18 protein-coding genes are annotated in these 18,687 nt (G+C 64.7%); 16 read left to right on the plus strand and 2 right to left on the minus strand.

Annotation, left to right across the window (positions count from 1 at the left end; genetic code table 11):
* The first annotated feature begins 42 nt into the window (after positions 1-42).
* The 4 genes from murJ (at position 43) to ABIA90_RS30645 (ending at position 4,157) form a co-directional block, all read left to right on the plus strand.
* Complete coding sequence (gene murJ / locus ABIA90_RS30630) at positions 43-1,593, plus strand: murein biosynthesis integral membrane protein MurJ (protein ID WP_354119125.1); 1,551 nt, start codon at positions 43-45, stop codon at positions 1,591-1,593.
* Positions 1,594-1,668: 75 nt separating this feature from the next.
* Complete coding sequence (gene trpS / locus ABIA90_RS30635; protein WP_085405057.1) at positions 1,669-2,721, plus strand: tryptophan--tRNA ligase; 1,053 nt, start codon at positions 1,669-1,671, stop codon at positions 2,719-2,721.
* A 110-nt stretch (positions 2,722-2,831) separates the two neighbouring features.
* A complete protein-coding gene (locus ABIA90_RS30640) occupies positions 2,832-3,326 on the plus strand; it encodes a universal stress protein (RefSeq protein WP_063980124.1) in 495 nt (164 codons plus the stop codon).
* A 261-nt stretch (positions 3,327-3,587) separates the two neighbouring features.
* On the plus strand, positions 3,588-4,157 hold the full coding sequence (locus tag ABIA90_RS30645; protein ID WP_354119126.1) for a NifU family protein: 570 nt from the start codon (positions 3,588-3,590) through the stop codon (positions 4,155-4,157).
* A gap of 110 nt (positions 4,158-4,267) precedes the next feature.
* Here the strand turns inward: ABIA90_RS30645 and ABIA90_RS30650 are convergent, their stop codons facing one another.
* Positions 4,268-5,953 carry a methyl-accepting chemotaxis protein gene (locus ABIA90_RS30650; protein WP_354119127.1) on the minus strand — a complete coding sequence of 562 codons (1,686 nt, stop codon included), beginning with the start codon at positions 5,951-5,953 and terminating at the stop codon, positions 4,268-4,270.
* A 306-nt stretch (positions 5,954-6,259) separates the two neighbouring features.
* On the opposite strand from ABIA90_RS30650, the gene tsaB reads away from it, so the two are divergent.
* The 12 genes from tsaB (at position 6,260) to trmB (ending at position 17,194) form a co-directional block, all read left to right on the plus strand.
* Positions 6,260-6,955, plus strand: coding sequence for a tRNA (adenosine(37)-N6)-threonylcarbamoyltransferase complex dimerization subunit type 1 TsaB (gene tsaB, locus ABIA90_RS30655; RefSeq protein WP_063980126.1), 696 nt, complete (start codon positions 6,260-6,262; stop codon positions 6,953-6,955).
* Complete coding sequence (gene rimI, locus ABIA90_RS30660) at positions 6,952-7,437, plus strand: ribosomal protein S18-alanine N-acetyltransferase (RefSeq protein WP_063980127.1); 486 nt, start codon at positions 6,952-6,954, stop codon at positions 7,435-7,437. Before tsaB ends, rimI begins: the two co-directional genes overlap by 4 nt.
* 39 nt (positions 7,438-7,476) lie before the next feature.
* On the plus strand, positions 7,477-7,932 hold the full coding sequence (locus tag ABIA90_RS30665; RefSeq protein ID WP_028150589.1) for a Fur family transcriptional regulator: 456 nt from the start codon (positions 7,477-7,479) through the stop codon (positions 7,930-7,932).
* Between the two features lie 52 nt (positions 7,933-7,984).
* On the plus strand, positions 7,985-8,665 hold the full coding sequence (locus ABIA90_RS30670) for an HAD family hydrolase (protein WP_354119128.1): 681 nt from the start codon (positions 7,985-7,987) through the stop codon (positions 8,663-8,665).
* Positions 8,666-8,854: 189 nt separating this feature from the next.
* On the plus strand, positions 8,855-10,249 hold the full coding sequence (miaB, locus tag ABIA90_RS30675) for a tRNA (N6-isopentenyl adenosine(37)-C2)-methylthiotransferase MiaB (RefSeq protein WP_354119129.1): 1,395 nt from the start codon (positions 8,855-8,857) through the stop codon (positions 10,247-10,249).
* 64 nt (positions 10,250-10,313) lie between these two features.
* A complete protein-coding gene (locus ABIA90_RS30680; protein ID WP_063980131.1) occupies positions 10,314-11,309 on the plus strand; it encodes a PhoH family protein in 996 nt (331 codons plus the stop codon).
* 82 nt (positions 11,310-11,391) lie between these two features.
* The gene (gene ybeY / locus ABIA90_RS30685; RefSeq protein ID WP_223153827.1) at positions 11,392-11,880 is read left to right on the plus strand and encodes an rRNA maturation RNase YbeY; all 489 of its coding nucleotides are present in this window, start codon (positions 11,392-11,394) and stop codon (positions 11,878-11,880) included.
* 1 nt (position 11,881) lies between these two features.
* The gene (locus ABIA90_RS30690) at positions 11,882-13,000 is read left to right on the plus strand and encodes a hemolysin family protein (RefSeq protein ID WP_354119130.1); all 1,119 of its coding nucleotides are present in this window, start codon (positions 11,882-11,884) and stop codon (positions 12,998-13,000) included.
* A complete protein-coding gene (gene lnt / locus ABIA90_RS30695) occupies positions 12,997-14,610 on the plus strand; it encodes an apolipoprotein N-acyltransferase (RefSeq protein WP_354119131.1) in 1,614 nt (537 codons plus the stop codon). The genes ABIA90_RS30690 and lnt overlap by 4 nt, the downstream gene beginning before the upstream one ends.
* A gap of 219 nt (positions 14,611-14,829) precedes the next feature.
* The gene (locus ABIA90_RS30700) at positions 14,830-15,243 is read left to right on the plus strand and encodes a helix-turn-helix domain-containing protein (RefSeq protein WP_008131807.1); all 414 of its coding nucleotides are present in this window, start codon (positions 14,830-14,832) and stop codon (positions 15,241-15,243) included.
* 86 nt (positions 15,244-15,329) lie between these two features.
* Entirely contained in the window at positions 15,330-16,487 is a 1,158-nt protein-coding gene (locus ABIA90_RS30705) for a M20 family metallopeptidase (RefSeq protein WP_166347474.1), read from the plus strand.
* Complete coding sequence (trmB, locus tag ABIA90_RS30710; protein WP_354119132.1) at positions 16,484-17,194, plus strand: tRNA (guanosine(46)-N7)-methyltransferase TrmB; 711 nt, start codon at positions 16,484-16,486, stop codon at positions 17,192-17,194. Before ABIA90_RS30705 ends, trmB begins: the two co-directional genes overlap by 4 nt.
* Positions 17,195-17,328: 134 nt before the next feature.
* Here the strand turns inward: trmB and ABIA90_RS30715 are convergent, their stop codons facing one another.
* Positions 17,329-18,411, minus strand: a complete 1,083-nt coding sequence (locus ABIA90_RS30715) for a DUF2336 domain-containing protein (protein WP_071908931.1) — start codon at positions 18,409-18,411, stop codon at positions 17,329-17,331.
* Positions 18,412-18,687: the final 276 nt, after the last annotated feature.

The raw sequence follows: 18,687 nt of genomic DNA on the forward strand, positions 1-18,687 counted from the left end.
GACCGGCCCCAAGCGGGCAAGCAACGGTATTATGTCGGCGCAATGATCCGCTCTTTCCTGACAGTTTCAACGGGAACACTGGCCTCGCGGCTGCTGGGCTTTGCGCGCGATTCCATGATTGCCGCTCTGTTGGGCACGGGCGCCGTGGCCGATGCGTTTCTGGCGGCGTTCCAGCTCGTCAATGTGGTGCGGCGGCTGCTCAGCGAGGGGGCGCTGAACGCGGCCCTGATCCCGGCCTGGCTGCGCGTCCGTGACCGTGATGGCGAAGAGGCCGCTTCCGCCTTCGCGGGACGCGTGCTCGGCACGGTCAGCGCGGCGCTGATCGCGATCTCGATCGTGATTGCGCTGCTGATGCCACTGATCATCACGGTGATCGCGCCCGGATTTCTGGGTAGCGGCACGCTCGATTTCGCCGTCGCGAACGCGCGGCTGATGCTGCCCTATCTCGCCTTCGCCGGACCTGTCACCGTGCTGATGGGGCTGCTCAATGCGCAGGGGCGCTTTGCACTCACGGCATTCTCGCCGCTGCTGTTCAACATCGCGCTGATTGCGGCCATTGCGATGCTGCTCGTCTGGCATGCCGACGCCGGCTTCGCAGCATGGATGCTGGCCGCGACCGTCGGCGTCGCCGGACTGCTGCAATTGCTGATGCTGCTGTCGCAGCGAAGTGCGCAATTGGCCACGCCGCTGCATGTCAGATTCGACAAGGAGATGCGCGCCTTCTTTGCCAAAGCCATCCCCGGCATGATCGCAAGCTCGGGCCCGCAATGGCTGATGGTCGCGGGCGCGATCATCGCCTCCGCCACGCCTTCCGCGGTGTCCTGGCTCTATTTCGCCAACCGCCTGATCGAGCTGCCGCTCGGCATCGTCGGTGTCGCCATGGGCACGGTGCTGGTGCCGGAGCTGACGCGCGCGGTGCGTGGCGGCGACCGTGACGCCGTGGCGCATGCGGAATCGCGCGCGCTGGAGCTTGCGACCGGGCTGGCGCTGCCGGCGACGCTCGGCCTCGTCGTGCTGGCCGAGCCGATCGTGCGGCTGCTGTTCGAGCATGGCGCGTTCGGCGCGGACGACAGCACGGCCACCGCGCATGCGCTGATGTGGCTGGCGCTGGGCCTTCCGGCGCATGTGCTGATCAAGGCGCTGTCGCCGGCCTACTATGCCCGCAGCGACACGATGACGCCGCTGCTGGCGACCGCCAAGGGCTTTGTGGTCGCGATCGCCCTCGCTGTCGTGCTCGGACATGTCCTTGGCGCGAGCGGAATCGCTGCCAGCATCGCGGCCGGGGCCTGGAGCAGTGCGATCTCGCTGCTGCGGAAAGGCACCAGCGAGTTCGGCTTCTCGGTCGATGCGGCCGCCCGCAACCGGCTGCCGCGGATCGTGCTTGCCGCGGCCGCCATGGGCGCCCTGCTCTGGCTGACGACCGGCCTGTCGCCCGCCGAGGCGCATGGGCTGATCCGCTTCATCGTCCTGGGCGCGCAGATCGCAGCCGGAATCGCCGTCTATGGCGTGCTCCTGCAGGTCCTCGGCGCGGCCTCATGGCGCGAGGCGGCTAACGTGCTGAAGCGCCCGGCCCGGACCGAGTCCGAGCCGTGACGCCATCGAATTACCCTTGACGGGGCAGCGCCGCTGTTGGAAACGACGGCCGAATACCTTCCAGGAAGGCTTACCATGGCATTCGTTGAACGGGTCTTTTCGGGCGTCCAGCCGACGGGCAATCTGCATCTCGGCAATTATCTCGGCGCGATCGTGAACTTCGTGAAGATGCAGGAAACCCACAACTGCATCTATTGCGTCGTCGACATGCACGCGATCACGCAAGGCGTGGACGTCTGGGGCGGACCGGTCGAGCTCGCGCGCAACACCCGCGAGGTGACCGCGGCGTTCATCGCGAGCGGCATCGATCCGAAGAAGCACATCGTGTTCAACCAGAGCCAGGTCTCGGGTCACGCCGAGCTCGCCTGGATCTTCAACTGCGTCGCGCGCATGGGCTGGCTTGGCCGCATGACCCAGTTCAAGGAGAAGGCCGGCAAGGACCGCGAGAACGCGTCCGTGGGCCTTTTCGACTATCCCGTGCTGATGGCCGCCGACATTCTGCTGTACCGCGCCACCCACGTTCCGGTCGGCGAGGACCAGAAGCAGCATCTCGAGCTCTCGCGCGACATCGCGCAGAAGTTCAACAACGACTTTGGTGACTCGATCCGCAGCCTCGGCGCCAATGACGGCCTGTTCTTCCCGCTGCCGGAACCGCTGATCACGGGACCGGCGACGCGCGTGATGAGCCTGCGCGACGGCACCAAGAAGATGTCGAAGTCGGACGCCTCCGACAATTCGCGCATCAATTTGACCGACGACGCCGACACCATCGCGCAGAAGGTGCGCAAGGCGAAGACCGACCCCGAGCCGCTGCCGTCAGAGGAAAAGGGCCTGGAAGCGCGCCCCGAGGCCGACAATCTCGTCGGTATCTTCGCCGCGCTCTCCGGCCGCTCCAAGGCCGACGTGCTCAGAGAATTCGGCGGCGGCCAGTTCTCCAGCTTCAAGAATGCGCTGGTGGATCTGTGCGTGACAAAACTCTCGCCGATCGCCGGCGAGATGAAGCGCCTCGTCGCCGACCCCGGCCATATCGACGCGATCCTGAACGATGGCGCCGACCGGGCCCGCGCCATCGCCGACGAGACCATGAAGCTCTCGAAGGACATCGTCGGCTTCATCCGCCGGCGCTGATTCCCCGCATTTGCGAGACCCGGCCGGCGCCCACTGCGCCGGCCGCTTCTCCTCTCCCCAAGCGTGAGGGAGTGTGGCAGCATGCCGGCCGCGCACATTCCGGGACATGCATGACCAGCAAGCGACTTTGCTTCGAGCCGGGTCACAAGCCCAAATGCCTCGTGATCGTCGATGACACCGCCGAATGGGATCGCGCGGTCTACTATGCCAGCCGCTGGGCGATCCGCGCCGGCGGCGGCGTGGTCATGCTGCGCATCATCGAGCCCGAGCAGCAGAGTCAGGAATGGCTCGGGGTGGCCGAGATCATGCGCGCCGAGGCGCAGGAGGCGGCGGAAGCCGCGCTCGACCGCGCCGCCGGCCGCGCCAACGGCATCGCCGCGATCACGCCGGAGCGGGTGATCCGCGAAGGCGATGCAATGGAACAGCTGCTCGCCGTGATCGACGAGGACCCTGACATCGCCATGCTGGTGCTCGCCGCCAATCCCGGCGCGGAGGGTCCGGGACCGCTGGTCTCGCTGCTGGCGCATGAACTGGGCACGTTCCCGGTGCCGGTGACCATCATCTCGGGCGCGCTGAGCGATGGAAGCGTGGATTCGCTGTCGTAGACGTCCCTATCTGGACTGCGGCCAACCAGATATCCGTCATGCCCGGGCTTGTCCCGGGCATCCACGTTCTTGGCGCCACGAAGCAAGGCGTGGATGGCCGGGTCAAGCCCGGCCATGACGGCGCGGGAATATTAAAGTGTCCTAACCCGCTGATATCGCAACGAAACGTCCTACCCACCCCTTGACCGTGCGTTCCCCGTCGCCATCTGCTACTGGATAGCTTGCGCGCCGGCCTTGAACCGGCGACGTCTGGAGAAAACCATGTTCATTCAAACCGAAGCCACCCCCAATCCCGCCACGCTGAAGTTCATTCCCGGCCGCGTCGTCGTCGACGGCGGCCCGATGGAATTTTCGAGCCGCGAATCGGCCACGCGCTCGCCGCTGGCCGAAAAGCTGTTCGACGTGCCCGGCGTCACCGGCGTGTTCTACGGATCGGATTTCATCACCGTGACCAAGGCGAACGGTGAATGGCAGCAGCTCAAGCCCGCGATCCTCGGCGCCATCATGGAGCACTACATGTCCGGCGCGCCGTTGCTCGCCGATGGCGCGGCTCCAAGCGATGTCGATCTCGACGACGAGGATGAGTTCTTCAACGAGTCCGATGCCGAGACGGTCGACATGATCAAGGATCTGATCGAGACCCGAGTGCGGCCCGCGGTCGCCAATGACGGCGGCGACATCACCTTCCGCGGCTTCAAGGACGGGATCGTCTATCTCAACATGAAGGGCTCCTGCGCCGGCTGCCCGTCGTCGACCGCGACGCTCCAGCACGGCATCCAGAATTTGCTCAAGCATTTCGTGCCTGACGTGGTCGAAGTCCGGCCGATGTAGGCGAAGTGCCGTAGGGTGGGCAAAGGCGCGCTTGCGCCGTGCCCACCGTGCAATCATCGCGAGAAGAAGAGGTGGGCACGCTTCGCTTTGCCCACCCTACGAGATATCTCCTACGCCGCCTGGCCGATGCTCGCCGCCTCTTCCGCGGCCTTGCGCATGCTCGCCGACATTTCGCTGGTGACGGTGCTCTGCTCCTCGACGGCGGCGGCCGTTGACGACACATATTCGCTGACGCCCTCGATCGCGCCCCGGATCGCCCCCAGCGCGGCGACCACGTCGACCGAGATGCCGTTCAGATTGCCGATCTCCTGCTCGATCCGGTCGGCGGCCTGCTTGGCCTGATTGGCAAGGTTCTTCACTTCAGATGCCACCACGGCAAAGCCGCGACCGGCCTCGCCGGCGCGCGCGGATTCGATGGTGGCGTTCAGCGCCAGCAGATTGATCTGACCGGTGATGCTGCCGATCAGCTGCACGATCATGCTCATCGACTCCGCCGCCTGCGTCAGCCGCTGCGCCTGATGGTCCGCCGCCTCGACCCGATCGACCGCGGTCGATGCGGTCTCGCGCGAGCGCGTCATTGCTTCGGCAATCTCGCGCACCGAGGCGTTGAGCTCCTCGGCGCCGGCGGCGACCGATTCCATCATGTCGCGCACCTTCTCGCTGCGCTTGCGCGCGATCACCTGGGCGGTGGTGTCGGAGGCGTATTTCACGACCTTGAACGGATTGCCGTTGAGGTCGCGGATCGGGTTGTAGGAGGCCTGAATCCAGACCTGCCGGCCACCCTTGCCGATGCGCTGATATTCGCCGGACTGGAATTCACCGGCGTTCAGCCTGGCCCAGAAGGCCCGATAGGCTTCGCTGTCGCGCTCGTCAGCGCCCACGAACATGCTGTGATGCTTGCCGACGATCTCGGACAGCGTATAGCCGAGCGCGCCGAGGAAGTTTTCATTGGCCGTCAAAACCTTGCCGTCCATGCTGAACTCGATCACGGCCTGCGACTTGCCGATCGCCTCGATCTGCCCGGCAAAATTCGCATTCGACAGCTTCTGCGCACTGACGTCGGTCGCGAACTTCACCACCTTGAACGGCTTGCCGGTCTCATCGAGGATCGGATTGTAGGAAGCGAGAATCCAGACCTCCTTGCCGCCCTTGCCGAAGCGCTTGTACTCACCGGACTGAAATTCGCCGCGGCCGAGCTTGGCCCAGAATTCGCGATAGGCCGCACTGTCGCGCTCGCCGTGTCCGACGAACATGCTGTGGTGGCGGCCCTGAATCTCGTCGAGCCGATAACCCACCGTGGCCAAAAAATTCTCGTTGGCTGTGATGATGGTGCCGTCGAGATTAAACTCGATCACCGCCTGGGCGCGGCCGATCGCGGAAATCTTGCCGGCGTCTTCGAGGCTGCGGATCTTGCGCGCGGTGATGTCGGTCGCGAACTTGACGACCTTCACCGGCTTGCCGGCCTCGTCGATGATCGGATTGTAGGACGCCTGGATCCAGATCTCGCGGCCGCCCTTGCCGAGCCGCTTGTATTCGGCTGATTGATATTCGCCGCGGCCGAGCTGCGCCCAAAACTCGCGATAGGCCGCGCTGCCCCGCTCCTCCGGCATCACGAACATGCTGTGGTGCTTGCCGGCGATCTCGTCGAGCCGGTAGCCCATCGCGTCCAGGAAATTCTGGTTGGCCGTGATAATGGTGCCGTCGAGATTAAATTCGATGACCGCCTGCGACTTGCCGAGTGCAATGACCTGAGCCAAAGCCTCCCTAGCCGAAGAACCGCTTCGCCAAAAAGACATAAATGAACCCTTCCAAATGACCGAACAGGCGCGGCTTGATCTGCCAAAGCGCCCCGTCTGAGTCGTCGTTGACTCACTCTCCCGCCCGTTGACGGTGTCATTGGTTTGCTAATGATTACTTAAAATGCCAACATTTCAATCACTTAGCTATCTCTAAGGTTGCAAATTGATGCATCCGCATCGAAAATGGGGAGCGAAAATTTTGTCGCCTTCGCGTCCACGTAGAATTACGGGGCCGATCGTGCGCCTGTCGAGAAATCAAACTTGGACTGGTTCGACCGCGGCTCGACCGACTAAGCTGATTCGATGCTGATCCTTGCCATCGATACCGCGCTGGAAGCGTGCGCGGCTGCCGTTCTCGACACCGACGCCGTCCAGCTGCTTGCGGAGGAATCGCTTCTGATGAAGCGCGGCCACGCCGAAGCGCTGATGCCGATGATCGCGCGTGTGATGCAATCGGCCGATCTTGCCTTCACCTCGCTCGACCGCATCGCCGTCACCGTCGGTCCCGGAAGCTTCACGGGCCTGAGGGTCGGCATTTCGGCGGCGCGCGGCCTTGCGCTTGCGGCGAAGCGGCCCGCCGTCGGGCTGACGACGCTTTCGGCCTATGCCGCCACCGTCGTCGGCCAGAGCGGAACGGCGCCAGTGATCTCGGCGATCGATGCGCGGCACGATCACGTCTACTTCCAGATCGTAGCCGGCGACGGCAGCCCGCTGGTGCGGCCGAGCGTCGTGCCAATTGACGCGGCGATCGCGGCCTCGCAATTCGGTGCGCCGCATCTGGTCGGCAATGCCGCAAAGATCCTCGCCGATCGCTGGCCGAAGGACGGTCCGCAACCCGTTGCGGTCGACGCCCAGCCCGCGCCCGACATCGGCTGGGTCGCCTGGCTCGGCGCCGCGGCCAATCCCGAAACCACGCCGGCGCGGCCGTTCTATCTGAAGGCGCCCGACGCAAAGCCGGCCGCACAGCCACCGTTCGCCGCACAAGCCGCAACCTCATGATGAGATGGCTTTCGGAATGGTGGCGCGGCGGCACGGCCGCCGTCGAGCCGGCCTCCACGCGCGACGCCGCGCGGCTGGCGCAGCTGCACGGACAATCCTTTGCCCGCGGCTGGGGCGAGGGCGAGTTCGAAGGCATGATCGGCGAGCGCAACACGCTCGTGCACCGGTTGCGGCTCGGCCGCAAGACCATCGGATTCGCGGTCTCGCGGATCGGCGCGGACGAAGCGGAAATCCTCTCCATCGCGGTCGACCAGGCACACCGCGGCCGCGGGCTGTCCGGCACGTTGCTGATGACACATCTCGGCCACCTCGCAGGGCGCGGCGTGCGCACAATATTTCTCGAAGTCGAGGAAAATAACCAGCCGGCGCGGCGGCTCTACGATCGGGCCGGATTCATGGTGGTCGGGCGCCGCGAACGCTACTATAAGCAGCCCAACGGGGAACAATTGAACGCACTTCTGATGCGACGTGACTTGTCGTAACATTGATGGCAGAAAGCGCCCCCGTCAGGCAGACACACTATGACTGGACTTAAACCTTCATCCGCCTCCAAGGCGACCGGCATCGAGGCACGCTGCGCCGCCACCGGCATGCGCATGACCGAGCAGCGCCGCGTCATCGCCCGCGTGCTGGCGGAATCGGTCGACCACCCCGACGTCGAGGAACTGTACCGGCGCTGTGTCGCCGTCGACGACAAGATCTCGATCTCGACCGTGTATCGCACCGTCAAGCTGTTCGAGGATGCCGGCATCATCGAGCGCCATGATTTCCGCGAGGGCCGCGCGCGCTACGAGACGATGCGCGACAGCCATCACGACCACCTCATCAATCTGCGCGACGGCAAGGTGATCGAGTTCACCTCCGAGGAGATCGAGAAGCTGCAGGCGGAGATCGCCCGCAAGCTCGGCTACAAGCTGGTCGATCACCGGCTCGAGCTCTATTGCGTCCCGCTCGACGACGACAAGCCGACGTCTTAAGTGGCATGATCTTGTCGGAAAACCGCTCCACACTTTTCCGGATCATGCCCTCGTGCCTATAGATCTCATCATCTTCGATTGCGACGGCGTGCTCGTGGACAGCGAGGTGATCTCCTGTCGCGCACACGCGGACGTGCTGACACGGCACGGCTATCCGATCACGTCGGAGCAGGTGCTGGTCCGCTTCCTCGGCGTATCCGAGAAAGACGCGCGGCGGATGGTCGAACAGGAAATCGGCCACAACCTCCCCGACGATCTTGAGAGCCAAGTGAATGCGGCCACGCTGCAATTTTACGCCAGCGATTTGCAGCCGATCACCCACGTGGCCGCAGCGATTGCCGCAATCGATTTGCCGAAATGCGTCGCATCGAGCGGCACGCCGGAGAAGATCCATCACGGCCTGACATGCGCCGGGCTCTACGACCTGCTCGCCCCGAACATCTTTTCCGCGAGCCAGGTCGCTCGCGGCAAGCCCGCACCCGATCTGTTCCTGTTTGCCGCCGAACGGATGAAAGCCGCGCCTGAACGGTGCGTCGTGATCGAGGACAGCGTCCCCGGAGTGACCGGCGCGCATGCCGCCGGGATGAGCGTGCTGGGCTTTCACGGCGGCAGCCATTGCCCGCCGGGTCACGCCGAGAGGCTGCGTGCCGCAGGCGCCGGATTGACGTTCGACGATATGCGGCACTTGCCGGAGCTGGTCCGGCGGGTCGCGGGGAACACCCGGGCGGGCTGATTTCGGCCTCGTCGTCATTCCCAGGCACACGCAACGCGCGCGAACCCGGAATCTCGTGCCAAAACCTCTGGATTCCGGGTTCTCCCGCTTTGCGGGCGCCCCCGAACCACCCTGCTGGGTGTCAATCGCTGGATTTTCGCCCCTCCAGCCTATATCTGAGGGGCGTCCTCCACCTCAATTCCGGGTTCCATGACGCCGCCGCGCAAGCTGCACATCAAATCATATGGCTGCCAGATGAATGTCTACGATGCCCAGCGCATGGTGGACACGCTGGCTCCGGAAGGATTCGTGGAGACGGCCAACGCGGAGGATGCCGACCTCGTCATCCTCAACACCTGCCATATCCGCGAGAAGGCCTCCGAAAAGGTCTATTCCGAGCTTGGCCGGCTGCGGGTCGCCAAGGAAGAGGCCGCGCGCGGGGGCCGGGCGATGCAGATCGCGGTGGCGGGCTGCGTGGCGCAGGCGGAAGGTGGGGAGATCACGCGCCGTGCGCCGGTGGTTGACGTCGTGGTCGGCCCGCAGAGCTATCATCACCTTCCGGAGCTTTTGAAGCGCGCGCGCGACGAAGGCCGTGCGATCGAGACCGAGTTTCCCGCAGCCGACAAGTTCGGCTTCCTGGCCCAGCCAAAACCCGATGCGATTCGCGCGCGCGGCATTTCCGCTTTCGTCACGGTGCAGGAAGGCTGCGACAAGTTCTGCACCTTCTGCGTGGTGCCCTATACGCGCGGCGCCGAAGTCTCGCGCCCCGTCGCGAAGATCGTCGATGACGTGAAGCGGCTCGCCGACAACGGCGTGCGCGAGCTCACGCTGATCGGCCAGAACGTCAACGCCTATCACGGCGAGGGACCGGACGGAAAAGCCTGGCCGCTCGGCCGATTGCTCGAACATCTCGCGAAGATTCCCGGCATTGCGCGGCTGCGCTATTCGACCAGCCATCCCCGCGATGTCGATGACAGTTTGATTGCAGCCCATCGCGATCTCGGCGAGCTGATGCCGTTCGTGCACCTGCCAGTGCAGTCGGGTTCGGACCGGATTCTCGCCGCCATGAACCGGAAACATACCGCCGATGATTATCGGCGTGTCATCGACCGTTTCCGGTCCGCGCGCCAAGACATTGCTTTTTCATCAGATTTTATCGTGGGCTTCCCCGGCGAAAGCGAGCAAGATTTTCTCGCCACCCTCGCGCTTGTCACGCAAATCGGCTACGCTGCCGCATATTCGTTCAAATACTCCGCCCGGCCGGGAACGCCGGCCGCGGATATGCAGGAGACGGTGTCCCCCGCCGAGATGGACCAGCGATTGGAGCGGCTCCAGGAACTGATCGACAGCCAGCAATCGGCCTTCAACAAGGCTGCGATTGGCTCAACGGTCGATGTGCTGTTCGAGCGTCCGGCCCGCAAGGAGGGCCAGATCGTCGGCCGCACTGCCTTCCTCCAGCCTGCGCATGTGATGGCCTCGCCCGACATCATCGGACAGATCCTGCCGGTCCGGATCGACAGCCTCGAACGCTATAGTTTCCTCGGTGAGCTCGTGACGCCGCGTAACGCGCGCGAGCCCGCTTTATCGCAAGCCATTGGAGCCTGAACCCTTGCCAAAAAGCGCATCGGATTCGTCTTCGTTCGCTCCCAGCCGCAAATTTGACCGCGACATGCAAGTTCCGCCCGAGACCCAGGTCGTCATCGACTTCGACGACAACCGCGCCGCATCCGCGCTGGTCGGCCCCTACGGCCAGCATCTCGCCCAGATCGAGCGGCGGCTCGGCGTCGTGGTCGACTCCAAGGGCAACCACATCACCATCGGCGGCACGCGCGACGGCTGCGACGCCGCGCGCCGCGTGCTGGAGACACTCTACGCGCAGGCCGTGAAGGGGCAGGATCTCGACCAGGGCGAAGTCGAAGGCGCGATCCGCGCCGTGATCGCACAGGGCTCGCTGTTCGAATTCGACGCCAAATCGGCCAAATCCACCTTCGACAGCATCAATCTGCGCAAGCGCCCGGTGCGCGCGCGGACCGCAGCGCAGGATTCCTACATCCGCGCGCTGAAGCGCCACGAGCTGGTGTTCGGCATCGGCCCTGCCGGCACCGGCAAGACCTGGCTCGCGGTCGCGCATGCCGCGCAGCTGTTCGAGCGCAAGGAAGTCGACAAGATCATCCTGTCGCGTCCGGCGGTCGAGGCCGGCGAGCGGCTCGGCTTTTTGCCCGGCGATCTCCGCGAGAAGGTCGATCCGTATCTCCGTCCGATCTACGACGCGCTTTACGACCTCATGGACGCGCGCATCGTCGAGCGGGCGCTCCAGACCGGCGAGATCGAGATCGCGCCGCTCGCCTTCATGCGCGGCCGCACGCTGACCAACGCCGCGATCATCCTGGACGAGGCGCAGAACACCACGTCGATGCAGATGAAGATGTTCTTGACCCGTCTCGGCGAGAACAGCCGCATGATCGTGACCGGCGATCCCTCGCAGATCGACCTGCCGAACGGCCAGACTTCGGGCCTTGCGGAAGCGACGCGCCTGCTGGGCGGCGTCGAAGGTATTGCACAAGTTCATTTCAAAGCCGAGGACGTGATCCGCCACGAGCTCGTGGCGCGAATCGTCTCTGCCTATGAGGGGCAGCCGCAGCGGCCGGCCGCCGGTAAATCCTAGCGAGACAACAACCGGACCATACGGGCGCGGACAGGGCGTCCTTTGGTTCCGAACAGACAAGATGTCACATCCAAACCTTCCCATGACCGAGGTCCTCGTCGTTGCCGATTGCTGGCAGCGCGAGCCCGATTCCGAAGCGGTGATCCAGCGTGCGGTGGCGGCCGCCGCCGAGAGTGTCGACGAGGACGTTGCCGACGCCGAAGTGGCCGTGATGCTGACCGATGATGCCGGCATCCGCACGCTCAACAGCAACTGGCGCGGCATCGACAAGCCGACCAACGTGCTGTCGTTCCCCGCGCTCCAGCCAGAGGGCGAGTGGAAGGAAGGCGATGCGCCGCGCATGCTCGGCGACATCGCGATCGCCTACGAGACCATGCGGCGCGAGGCGGACGAGGAACAGAAGCCGTTCGATCATCATTTGAGCCATCTCGCCGTGCATGGTTTCCTGCACCTGGTCGGCTACGACCACGAGAACGATGGCGACGCGGAGGAGATGGAAGCGCTCGAACGAGAGATCCTGTCTCATCTCGGCATACCCGATCCCTATGCAGACCGCCCGGGGACGCATTGAGATGCCCGATTCCGACCCTATTCACGACAATCCGCGCAATACCGCGAATTTGCCGGTCGTGGTGACATCAGGCGAGGTGATGCGGCCGACCGCGGAAGGCTGGCTGCTGCGTGCCATTCGCACCCTGTTCGGCTGGAAGGCAGGATCGGTGCGCGACGATCTCCAGGTCGTGCTCGATGCCACGACGCCTGAAGACACCGGCTTCTCGACCGTCGAGCGCACCATGTTGCGCAACATCCTCGGTCTGCACGAGCGCCGCATCGCCGACGTCATGGTGCATCGTGCCGACATCATCGCGGTGAAGCGCGACATCCCGCTCGGCGAGTTGATGGACCGCTTCGAGAGCGCCGGCCATTCGCGCCTCGTCGTCTACAACGAGACGCTGGACGACCCCGTCGGCATCGTCCACATCCGCGATCTGCTCGCCTTCATGACCGCGCGCGCACGCGTGTCCGAGGCCACGAAAACCAAGCGCAAGAAGCCGCTGCCGGCCGGTCTCGACCTGCGTACGGTCGACCTGGCGTTACCGCTGCAGGATGCGCGCATCATCCGCAAGCTGCTCTACGTGCCGCCGTCGATGCGGGCGATCGACCTGCTGGCGCAGATGCAGGCCACGCGCATTCATCTGGCGCTGGTGGTCGACGAATATGGCGGCAGCGACGGGCTGGTTTCGCTCGAGGACATCGTCGAGCAGATCGTCGGCGAGATCGACGACGAGCATGACAGCGACGAGCCGCCCTCGATCGTGCGGCTGCCCGACAACGCCTTCATTGCAGACGCCCGCGCCAGTCTCGACGACGTCCGCACGGTGATCGGCGAGGATTTCGTCACCGGCGAGGCGGGTGAGGAAGTCGAGACGCTCGGCGGCTATCTCGTCAGCTTCGTCGGGCGCCTGCCGGTGCGCGGCGAGGTGATCTCCGGCCCCGGCAACTACGAGATCGAGGTGCTCGATGCCGATCCGCGCCGCGTCAAGCGGTTGCGCATCTCGACACGGAAGGAGCGCCCCGCGCCGCGTACCCAACGCGAGAGCCGCCGCCGCGAGGCCACGCCGGAGAGCGGTCAACCGCCTTCCAGCGACACGCCCGTCCCGCCGCCAAGCGACGGGACCGGTTCGCAGTGAGCCCGTTCCAGCGGTTTCGGCAGATTGCGCTTGCCATCATCCTCACCTGGGGATGGAAGCGTGCGCTCATCGCGATGGGATGCGGTGCGCTCTCGGTGCTGGCGCTGGCGCCATTCAATGTCTTTCCGGTGCTGTTCATCACCTTCCCGGTGTTGGTCTGGCTGATCGACGGCGCGGGCGCCGGACGATATCGCGGCGTCCCCGCCGCGGCACTGACGGGCTATTGGTTCGGGCTCGGCTATTTCGTCCCCGGCCTCTACTGGATCGGCTACGCCTTCTTCGTCGACGCCGACGTGTTCGCGTGGCTGACACCGTTCGCCGTGCTTGGCCTGCCGGCCTATCTCTCCATCTTCACCGCGATCGGATTCGCGCTAGCCCGCCTGCTCTGGACCAAGGATGCGACGCGCATCCTCGCGCTCGCCGCAAGTCTCACCATCGCCGAATGGCTGCGCGGTCACGCATTGACCGGCTTCCCCTGGAACGCGTTCGGCTATGCCCTGTCCGAACCACTGCCGCTGGCGCAGACGGCGTCGCTGATCGGCCTGTGGGGCATGACGTTCCTTAGCGTCGCGATCTTCGCAAGTCCCGCGGCGCTGATCGACCGCACGCCCGATCGCCGCCCGGCATGGCGCGCGCCGGCTGCTGCGATTGCGCTTCTGATTGTCATGAGCATCTTCGGCGCGATCCGCCTGTCGCTGCATCCGACCACGATGGTCGCGGGCGTGAAGCTGCGCCTGATGCAGCCGGACCTCCAGCAGGATGCGAAATTCAACTACGCTGCCAAGGCGGAGGTGATGAAGAAATACCTGGCGCTGTCGGACCGCGCCTCGGGGCCGCAATCCACCGGCGTGCGCGATGCCACCATCCTGATCTGGCCGGAATCCGCCTTTCCGTTCTTCCTGACCCGCGAAGCCGACGCGATGGCGCAAATCGCCGAGCTGCTGCCGAAGGGCACGGTGCTGATCACGGGCTCGGTTCGCGCCCCCGACCTGCCGCGGGGCACGCCGATCACGCGCGCCTATAACTCGATCTACGTGATCGATCACGACGGCAGCGTGCTCTCGGTCTACGACAAGCTGCACCTCGTGCCGTTCGGCGAATTCCTGCCCTACCAGGACCTGATGGAGAAGCTCGGCTTCGAGCAACTCACGCGCGTGCGCGGCGGATTCATTCCGGGCAGCGTGCGACATGCGCTATCGGTGCCCGGCGCGCCGCCCGCGCTGCCGCTGATATGTTACGAAGCAATTTTTCCAGGCGAGGTCGCCGGCCGCAATGAGCGTCCGGGCTGGATCGTGAATCTCACCAATGACGGCTGGTTCGGCATATCGACCGGTCCCTATCAGCATCTCGAGCAGGCCCGGATGCGCGCAATCGAGCTCGGATTGCCGCTGGTCCGGTCCGCCAATACCGGCGTGTCAGCGGTGATCGATCCGGTGGGACGAACCGTTGCCAGCCTCGGCCTCGGCGTCGAAGGCATTTTGGATGCAAACCTGCCCGCCGCAATTCCGCCGACCGTCTATGCGCGGGTGGGCGACGTGCCCGCAGCCATGCTCGTTGCGCTAGCCGTGTTTCTGGCGGTCCGCCGACGTGTTGCCAAACGGCACCCCTGATCACGCCTCGCGGCCGCCGCGACCGGAATCCTTTGACAACCGTAGTCCCACGGTTGACAGACTGCACGCGCCCTCCTCATTCTGCACCGGCTGCAAAAGACAGTGGGCGTTGCTAAATTTCTCCGCAATGTTTCCCAATAACAGGGTTTGATTTTGACGCTGCTGGCACCGGAGGCATTCTTGTGATTGCGCCGAAGGTGATGTTTGGAGGCTGAGGAAATGTCGAAAGCGCCCAACCCTGTTGACAAATATGTCGGCAGCCGCGTGCGTATGCGCCGCATCATGTTGGGCATGAGCCAGGAAAAGCTCGGTGAAGCTTTGGGCCTGACTTTCCAGCAGATCCAGAAGTACGAGAAGGGCACGAATCGCGTCGGCGCGAGCCGCATCCAGCAGATCGCCGAGATTCTGCAGGTGCCGGTGTCGTTCCTGTTCGAGGGCGGACCGAGCGGCGTAGCTGGCCCGGACGGCTTCGCCGAAGGCGCCTCGCCTTCCTATGTCTCGGACTTCCTCGCGACCTCCGAAGGTCTCGCTCTGACCAAGGCGTTCACCCGAATCACTGATTCGAAGATGCGCCGCTCGATCGTCGATCTCGTCGAGCAGATCGCCGCCCGCGAAGGTCCCGACAAACGCTGACGCGACGGCTCAATCCGATTTGAGACTGCGTCAAATCTGGCCTATGTCGTCATTTGCGGGCGCGTTTTTGGTGCGCGCCCTCTTCGATGATGCGGTTCAAAGGCACAGATGCGTTCATGACCAAGTCCAATTGGTTCGATTCACAAACTATTCTCGATGGCATCCGCCGCTGGGTGGAGATCGAGACGCCGACGGACACACCTGAACAGGTCAACAAGCTGATCTCCGTGGTCGCGGAGCAATACCGCGATCTGCCGGTTACGCTCGAGCGCGTCGCCGGCGTCGATGGCTGCGGCGATCATCTCGCTGCACGCTCGACCTGGGGCCAGGACCGGCCGGGCATTTTGGTGCTGAGCCACCTCGATACCGTTCATCCCATGGGATTCATCGAGCGCCTGCCGTTCAAGGTCGAGGGCGACAGCGCGTTCGGTCCCGGCATCTACGACATGAAGGGCGGCGCCTATATCGCCCATCACGCCTTTCGCGCGCTCTGCGCCGCCGGCGATCGCTCGCCGCTCGGCATCACCCATTTGTTCACCTCCGACGAGGAGATCGGCAGCCCGACCTCGCGCGCGCTGATCGAGGCGGAAGGGCGCAAGGCCAAATACGTGCTGGTGACGGAGCCCGCGCGCGACGGCGGCAAGATCGTCACCGGGCGCAAGGGCGTCGGACGATTCGAAGTATTCATCAAGGGTGTGCCCGCACATGCCGGCACGCGGCCCCAGGATGGCCGCAGCGCGATCCGCGAGCTTGCCAACGTCATCCTGGCGCTGGAAGCGATGAACGATCTGGCACGCGGCGTTACGGTAAATGTCGGCGTGGCGCGCGGCGGCACCCGCCCCAACGTCACGCCGGAAGAGGCCTTTGCCGAAGTCGATCTGCGCGTGCCAAGCTTTGCCGACGCGGAAGAGTTCGTCGGCAAGATCCTCGGGCTGACATCGAAGACGGATGGCGTCACCGTCAAGGTCACGGGCGGGCTCAACCGTCCGCCCTACGAGAAGAGCAATGCAGGCGCCTCGCTGTACGAGCATGCGAAGTCGCTTGCCACCGAGATCGGCTTCGAGCTGATCGACACCCACACCGGCGGCGGCTCGGATGGCAATTTCACCGCCGCCCACACCGCAACGCTCGATGGACTCGGCGTCGACGGCAAGGGCGCACACACCCATTATGAGCAGATCTACGTCTCGTCGCTCGAACCCCGCGCGCGGCTGCTCCATCGCCTGTACCAGACGCTGCGATGAGCGAACGAAAATCAGATCCCGATCGCGATGACAGCGAGCGCGCCTTCTTCGGTCGCCGCAAGGGCCACAAGCTCAGGCAGCACCAGGCCGAGCTGATCGATCATCTGCTGCCGCATCTTTCGCTCGACATCGCGGGTGAGAAGCCGGCGAATGCCAATGAGATCTTCGATCCCGCGGCCGACGATGTGCGGCTCGAGATCGGCTTCGGCGGCGGCGAGCATCTTGCGGCCGAGGCCCAGAACTTCACCACGACCGGCTTCATCGGCTGCGAGCCCTATGTCAACGGCATGGCAAAGATCCTCGCGCAGATCGAGGCCGCCAACATCGGCAACATCCGCCTGTTCGCGGGCGATGCCGCCGAGCTGCTGGCCTGGCTGCCGCCGGCATCGCTGTCGCGGATCGACCTGATCCATCCCGATCCCTGGCCGAAGCGGCGGCACTGGAAGCGGCGCTTCGTCCAGGACCGCACCATCGCCGCGATGGCACGCGTGCTGAAGGCGGGCGGCGAATTCCGTTTCGTGTGCGATATCGACGATTACTGCGCGTGGACGCTGATGCATCTGTCGCGGTCGACGGATTTTCAGTGGCTCGCCGAATGCGCCGACGATTTCCGTCGGCCATGGGACGGCTACACCATGACGCGCTACGGCCGGAAGGCCACGCGCGAAGGGCGCAAGACGACATATCTGCGGTTCAGGCGCGCATAGATTCTTTGCGCGATCCATCGATAATCGTCATGCCCGGGCTTGTCCCGGGCATCCACGTACTTTCCTCCTGTGGGCAGCAAGAACGTGGATGGCCGGGACAAGCCCGGCCATGACGACGAAGATCCGTACTTTGATTAGATCGTCTGGCGGTTGCGCCAGAATTTCACGACGCGCTCGGCCGTTGACGGCATCAGGCGCGTGAAGTTCACGCGCGCCTGCTCGAGATCGGCATCGGCCGGCGTGCGATGCGGGCCGTACCACATCAGGATCAGCGCGCGCACCGTGGGCCAGCCGAGATTGAGCACGCGCCCCAGAATCAGGATCGGATCGTAGCGGTCGCCCGCGACCAGGCGATCGAGGATCGAGAGGCGGACACCGGACATCGCCGCGAGCGAGGCGATCGATTCCTCATATTTGAGCGCCTTGGCGAAGCCGAGCAGCGCGCTCTCGCCGAGATGACCCTCGCGATGCAAGGTCAACACCGTGCGCTGTGCATCCGAGAAATCGCGGCGCGGCCCCGGCGGCAGCGCGGCCTCCTCGATCGCCGCCATGGCGCGCTTGATCTCGACCTGGCGCACGGGATTGACCACGCTCGAGAGGCGGCGGCGGATGACGTCGAGCGTGCCGTCGAGCAGCTGTTTCAGGTGCTCGCCCGAGAGATCGTTGCGCTGGCCGATCTTGAGCGTCAGCACGCCGTCCTGCGACGCACGTTTGATCAGCTCGGAATAGCTGCCTTGCGAGAACACCGCACCGGCATTGCCCGCGGCGCGACGCACCACGTCACGATCGCCGCGCTCGACCAGCACGTCGGTGATGACAGCCGACAGCGCGGGGCGCTCGGTCATCGCCAGCAGATGGCCCTGACCCTTCAGCCGCGCGATCTCGACGAGAGCGGCGTCGTCGAGCACCGGCGAGCGGCGCAGCACGGGACCCGCCACCATGATCTCGTTTTCGCGCGCGAGCTGGCTCACCAGATGCGGCGGTGCATTGTTCAGGCGCGAGAAGCGCTCGGCGAGGTCGACGCGCGAGGCAAGCTCGGCATGCGGAACGAGATCGATCAGCAGATTGTCGAAGAGATCGACGAGATCGGGACGGAGCTTCTCGGCGTCCTGGAAGAACAATTGGGCGATGGCGCGCGCGATCTCACCGCGACGCCGGGGGTCGCCGCGCTTGACGATCTCGTCCAGTCCGGGAATGAGCGACGTGGCAGCGGTCATGAAAACGCAACTCGTACAGGGCACGCCGCGGGTGCGCCCTTGGTCCAAGCCGCCCCACAATCAGGGAATTTAGGCCTGCTAGATGAAGGAAGCGTTGCGCGGGGGGCCACAGGCCGGGCGCAAAAAGCCTCGTCTTTCCCGCGATGGGCCTTGTCCGGGAGGACGGAAAGGGCTATATCAGCGCCAATTCATCTTCTCATACGATCCGCGTAGTGAGAGTGGGCCCGAAAGGACCCGCTCTTTTTTATTACCTGAGCGCGGCTTGGTGGAAGATAT

It is taken from the genome of Bradyrhizobium sp. LA6.8 (genome assembly GCF_040547935.1).
GTDB lineage: Bacteria > Pseudomonadota > Alphaproteobacteria > Rhizobiales > Xanthobacteraceae > Bradyrhizobium > Bradyrhizobium barranii.

Coding starts and splice junctions, on each gene's coding strand:
- murJ (WP_354119125.1), top strand. CDS start 43: ATGATCCGCTCTTTCCTGACAGTTTCAACGGGAACACTGGCCTCGCGG.
- trpS (WP_085405057.1), top strand. CDS start 1,669: ATGGCATTCGTTGAACGGGTCTTTTCGGGCGTCCAGCCGACGGGCAAT.
- ABIA90_RS30640 (WP_063980124.1), top strand. CDS start 2,832: ATGACCAGCAAGCGACTTTGCTTCGAGCCGGGTCACAAGCCCAAATGC.
- ABIA90_RS30645 (WP_354119126.1), top strand. CDS start 3,588: ATGTTCATTCAAACCGAAGCCACCCCCAATCCCGCCACGCTGAAGTTC.
- ABIA90_RS30650 (WP_354119127.1), bottom strand. CDS start 5,953: ATGTCTTTTTGGCGAAGCGGTTCTTCGGCTAGGGAGGCTTTGGCTCAG.
- tsaB (WP_063980126.1), top strand. CDS start 6,260: ATGCTGATCCTTGCCATCGATACCGCGCTGGAAGCGTGCGCGGCTGCC.
- rimI (WP_063980127.1), top strand. CDS start 6,952: ATGATGAGATGGCTTTCGGAATGGTGGCGCGGCGGCACGGCCGCCGTC.
- ABIA90_RS30665 (WP_028150589.1), top strand. CDS start 7,477: ATGACTGGACTTAAACCTTCATCCGCCTCCAAGGCGACCGGCATCGAG.
- miaB (WP_354119129.1), top strand. CDS start 8,855: ATGACGCCGCCGCGCAAGCTGCACATCAAATCATATGGCTGCCAGATG.
- ABIA90_RS30680 (WP_063980131.1), top strand. CDS start 10,314: ATGCAAGTTCCGCCCGAGACCCAGGTCGTCATCGACTTCGACGACAAC.
- ybeY (WP_223153827.1), top strand. CDS start 11,392: ATGACCGAGGTCCTCGTCGTTGCCGATTGCTGGCAGCGCGAGCCCGAT.
- ABIA90_RS30690 (WP_354119130.1), top strand. CDS start 11,882: ATGCCCGATTCCGACCCTATTCACGACAATCCGCGCAATACCGCGAAT.
- ABIA90_RS30700 (WP_008131807.1), top strand. CDS start 14,830: ATGTCGAAAGCGCCCAACCCTGTTGACAAATATGTCGGCAGCCGCGTG.
- ABIA90_RS30705 (WP_166347474.1), top strand. CDS start 15,330: ATGATGCGGTTCAAAGGCACAGATGCGTTCATGACCAAGTCCAATTGG.
- trmB (WP_354119132.1), top strand. CDS start 16,484: ATGAGCGAACGAAAATCAGATCCCGATCGCGATGACAGCGAGCGCGCC.
- ABIA90_RS30715 (WP_071908931.1), bottom strand. CDS start 18,411: ATGACCGCTGCCACGTCGCTCATTCCCGGACTGGACGAGATCGTCAAG.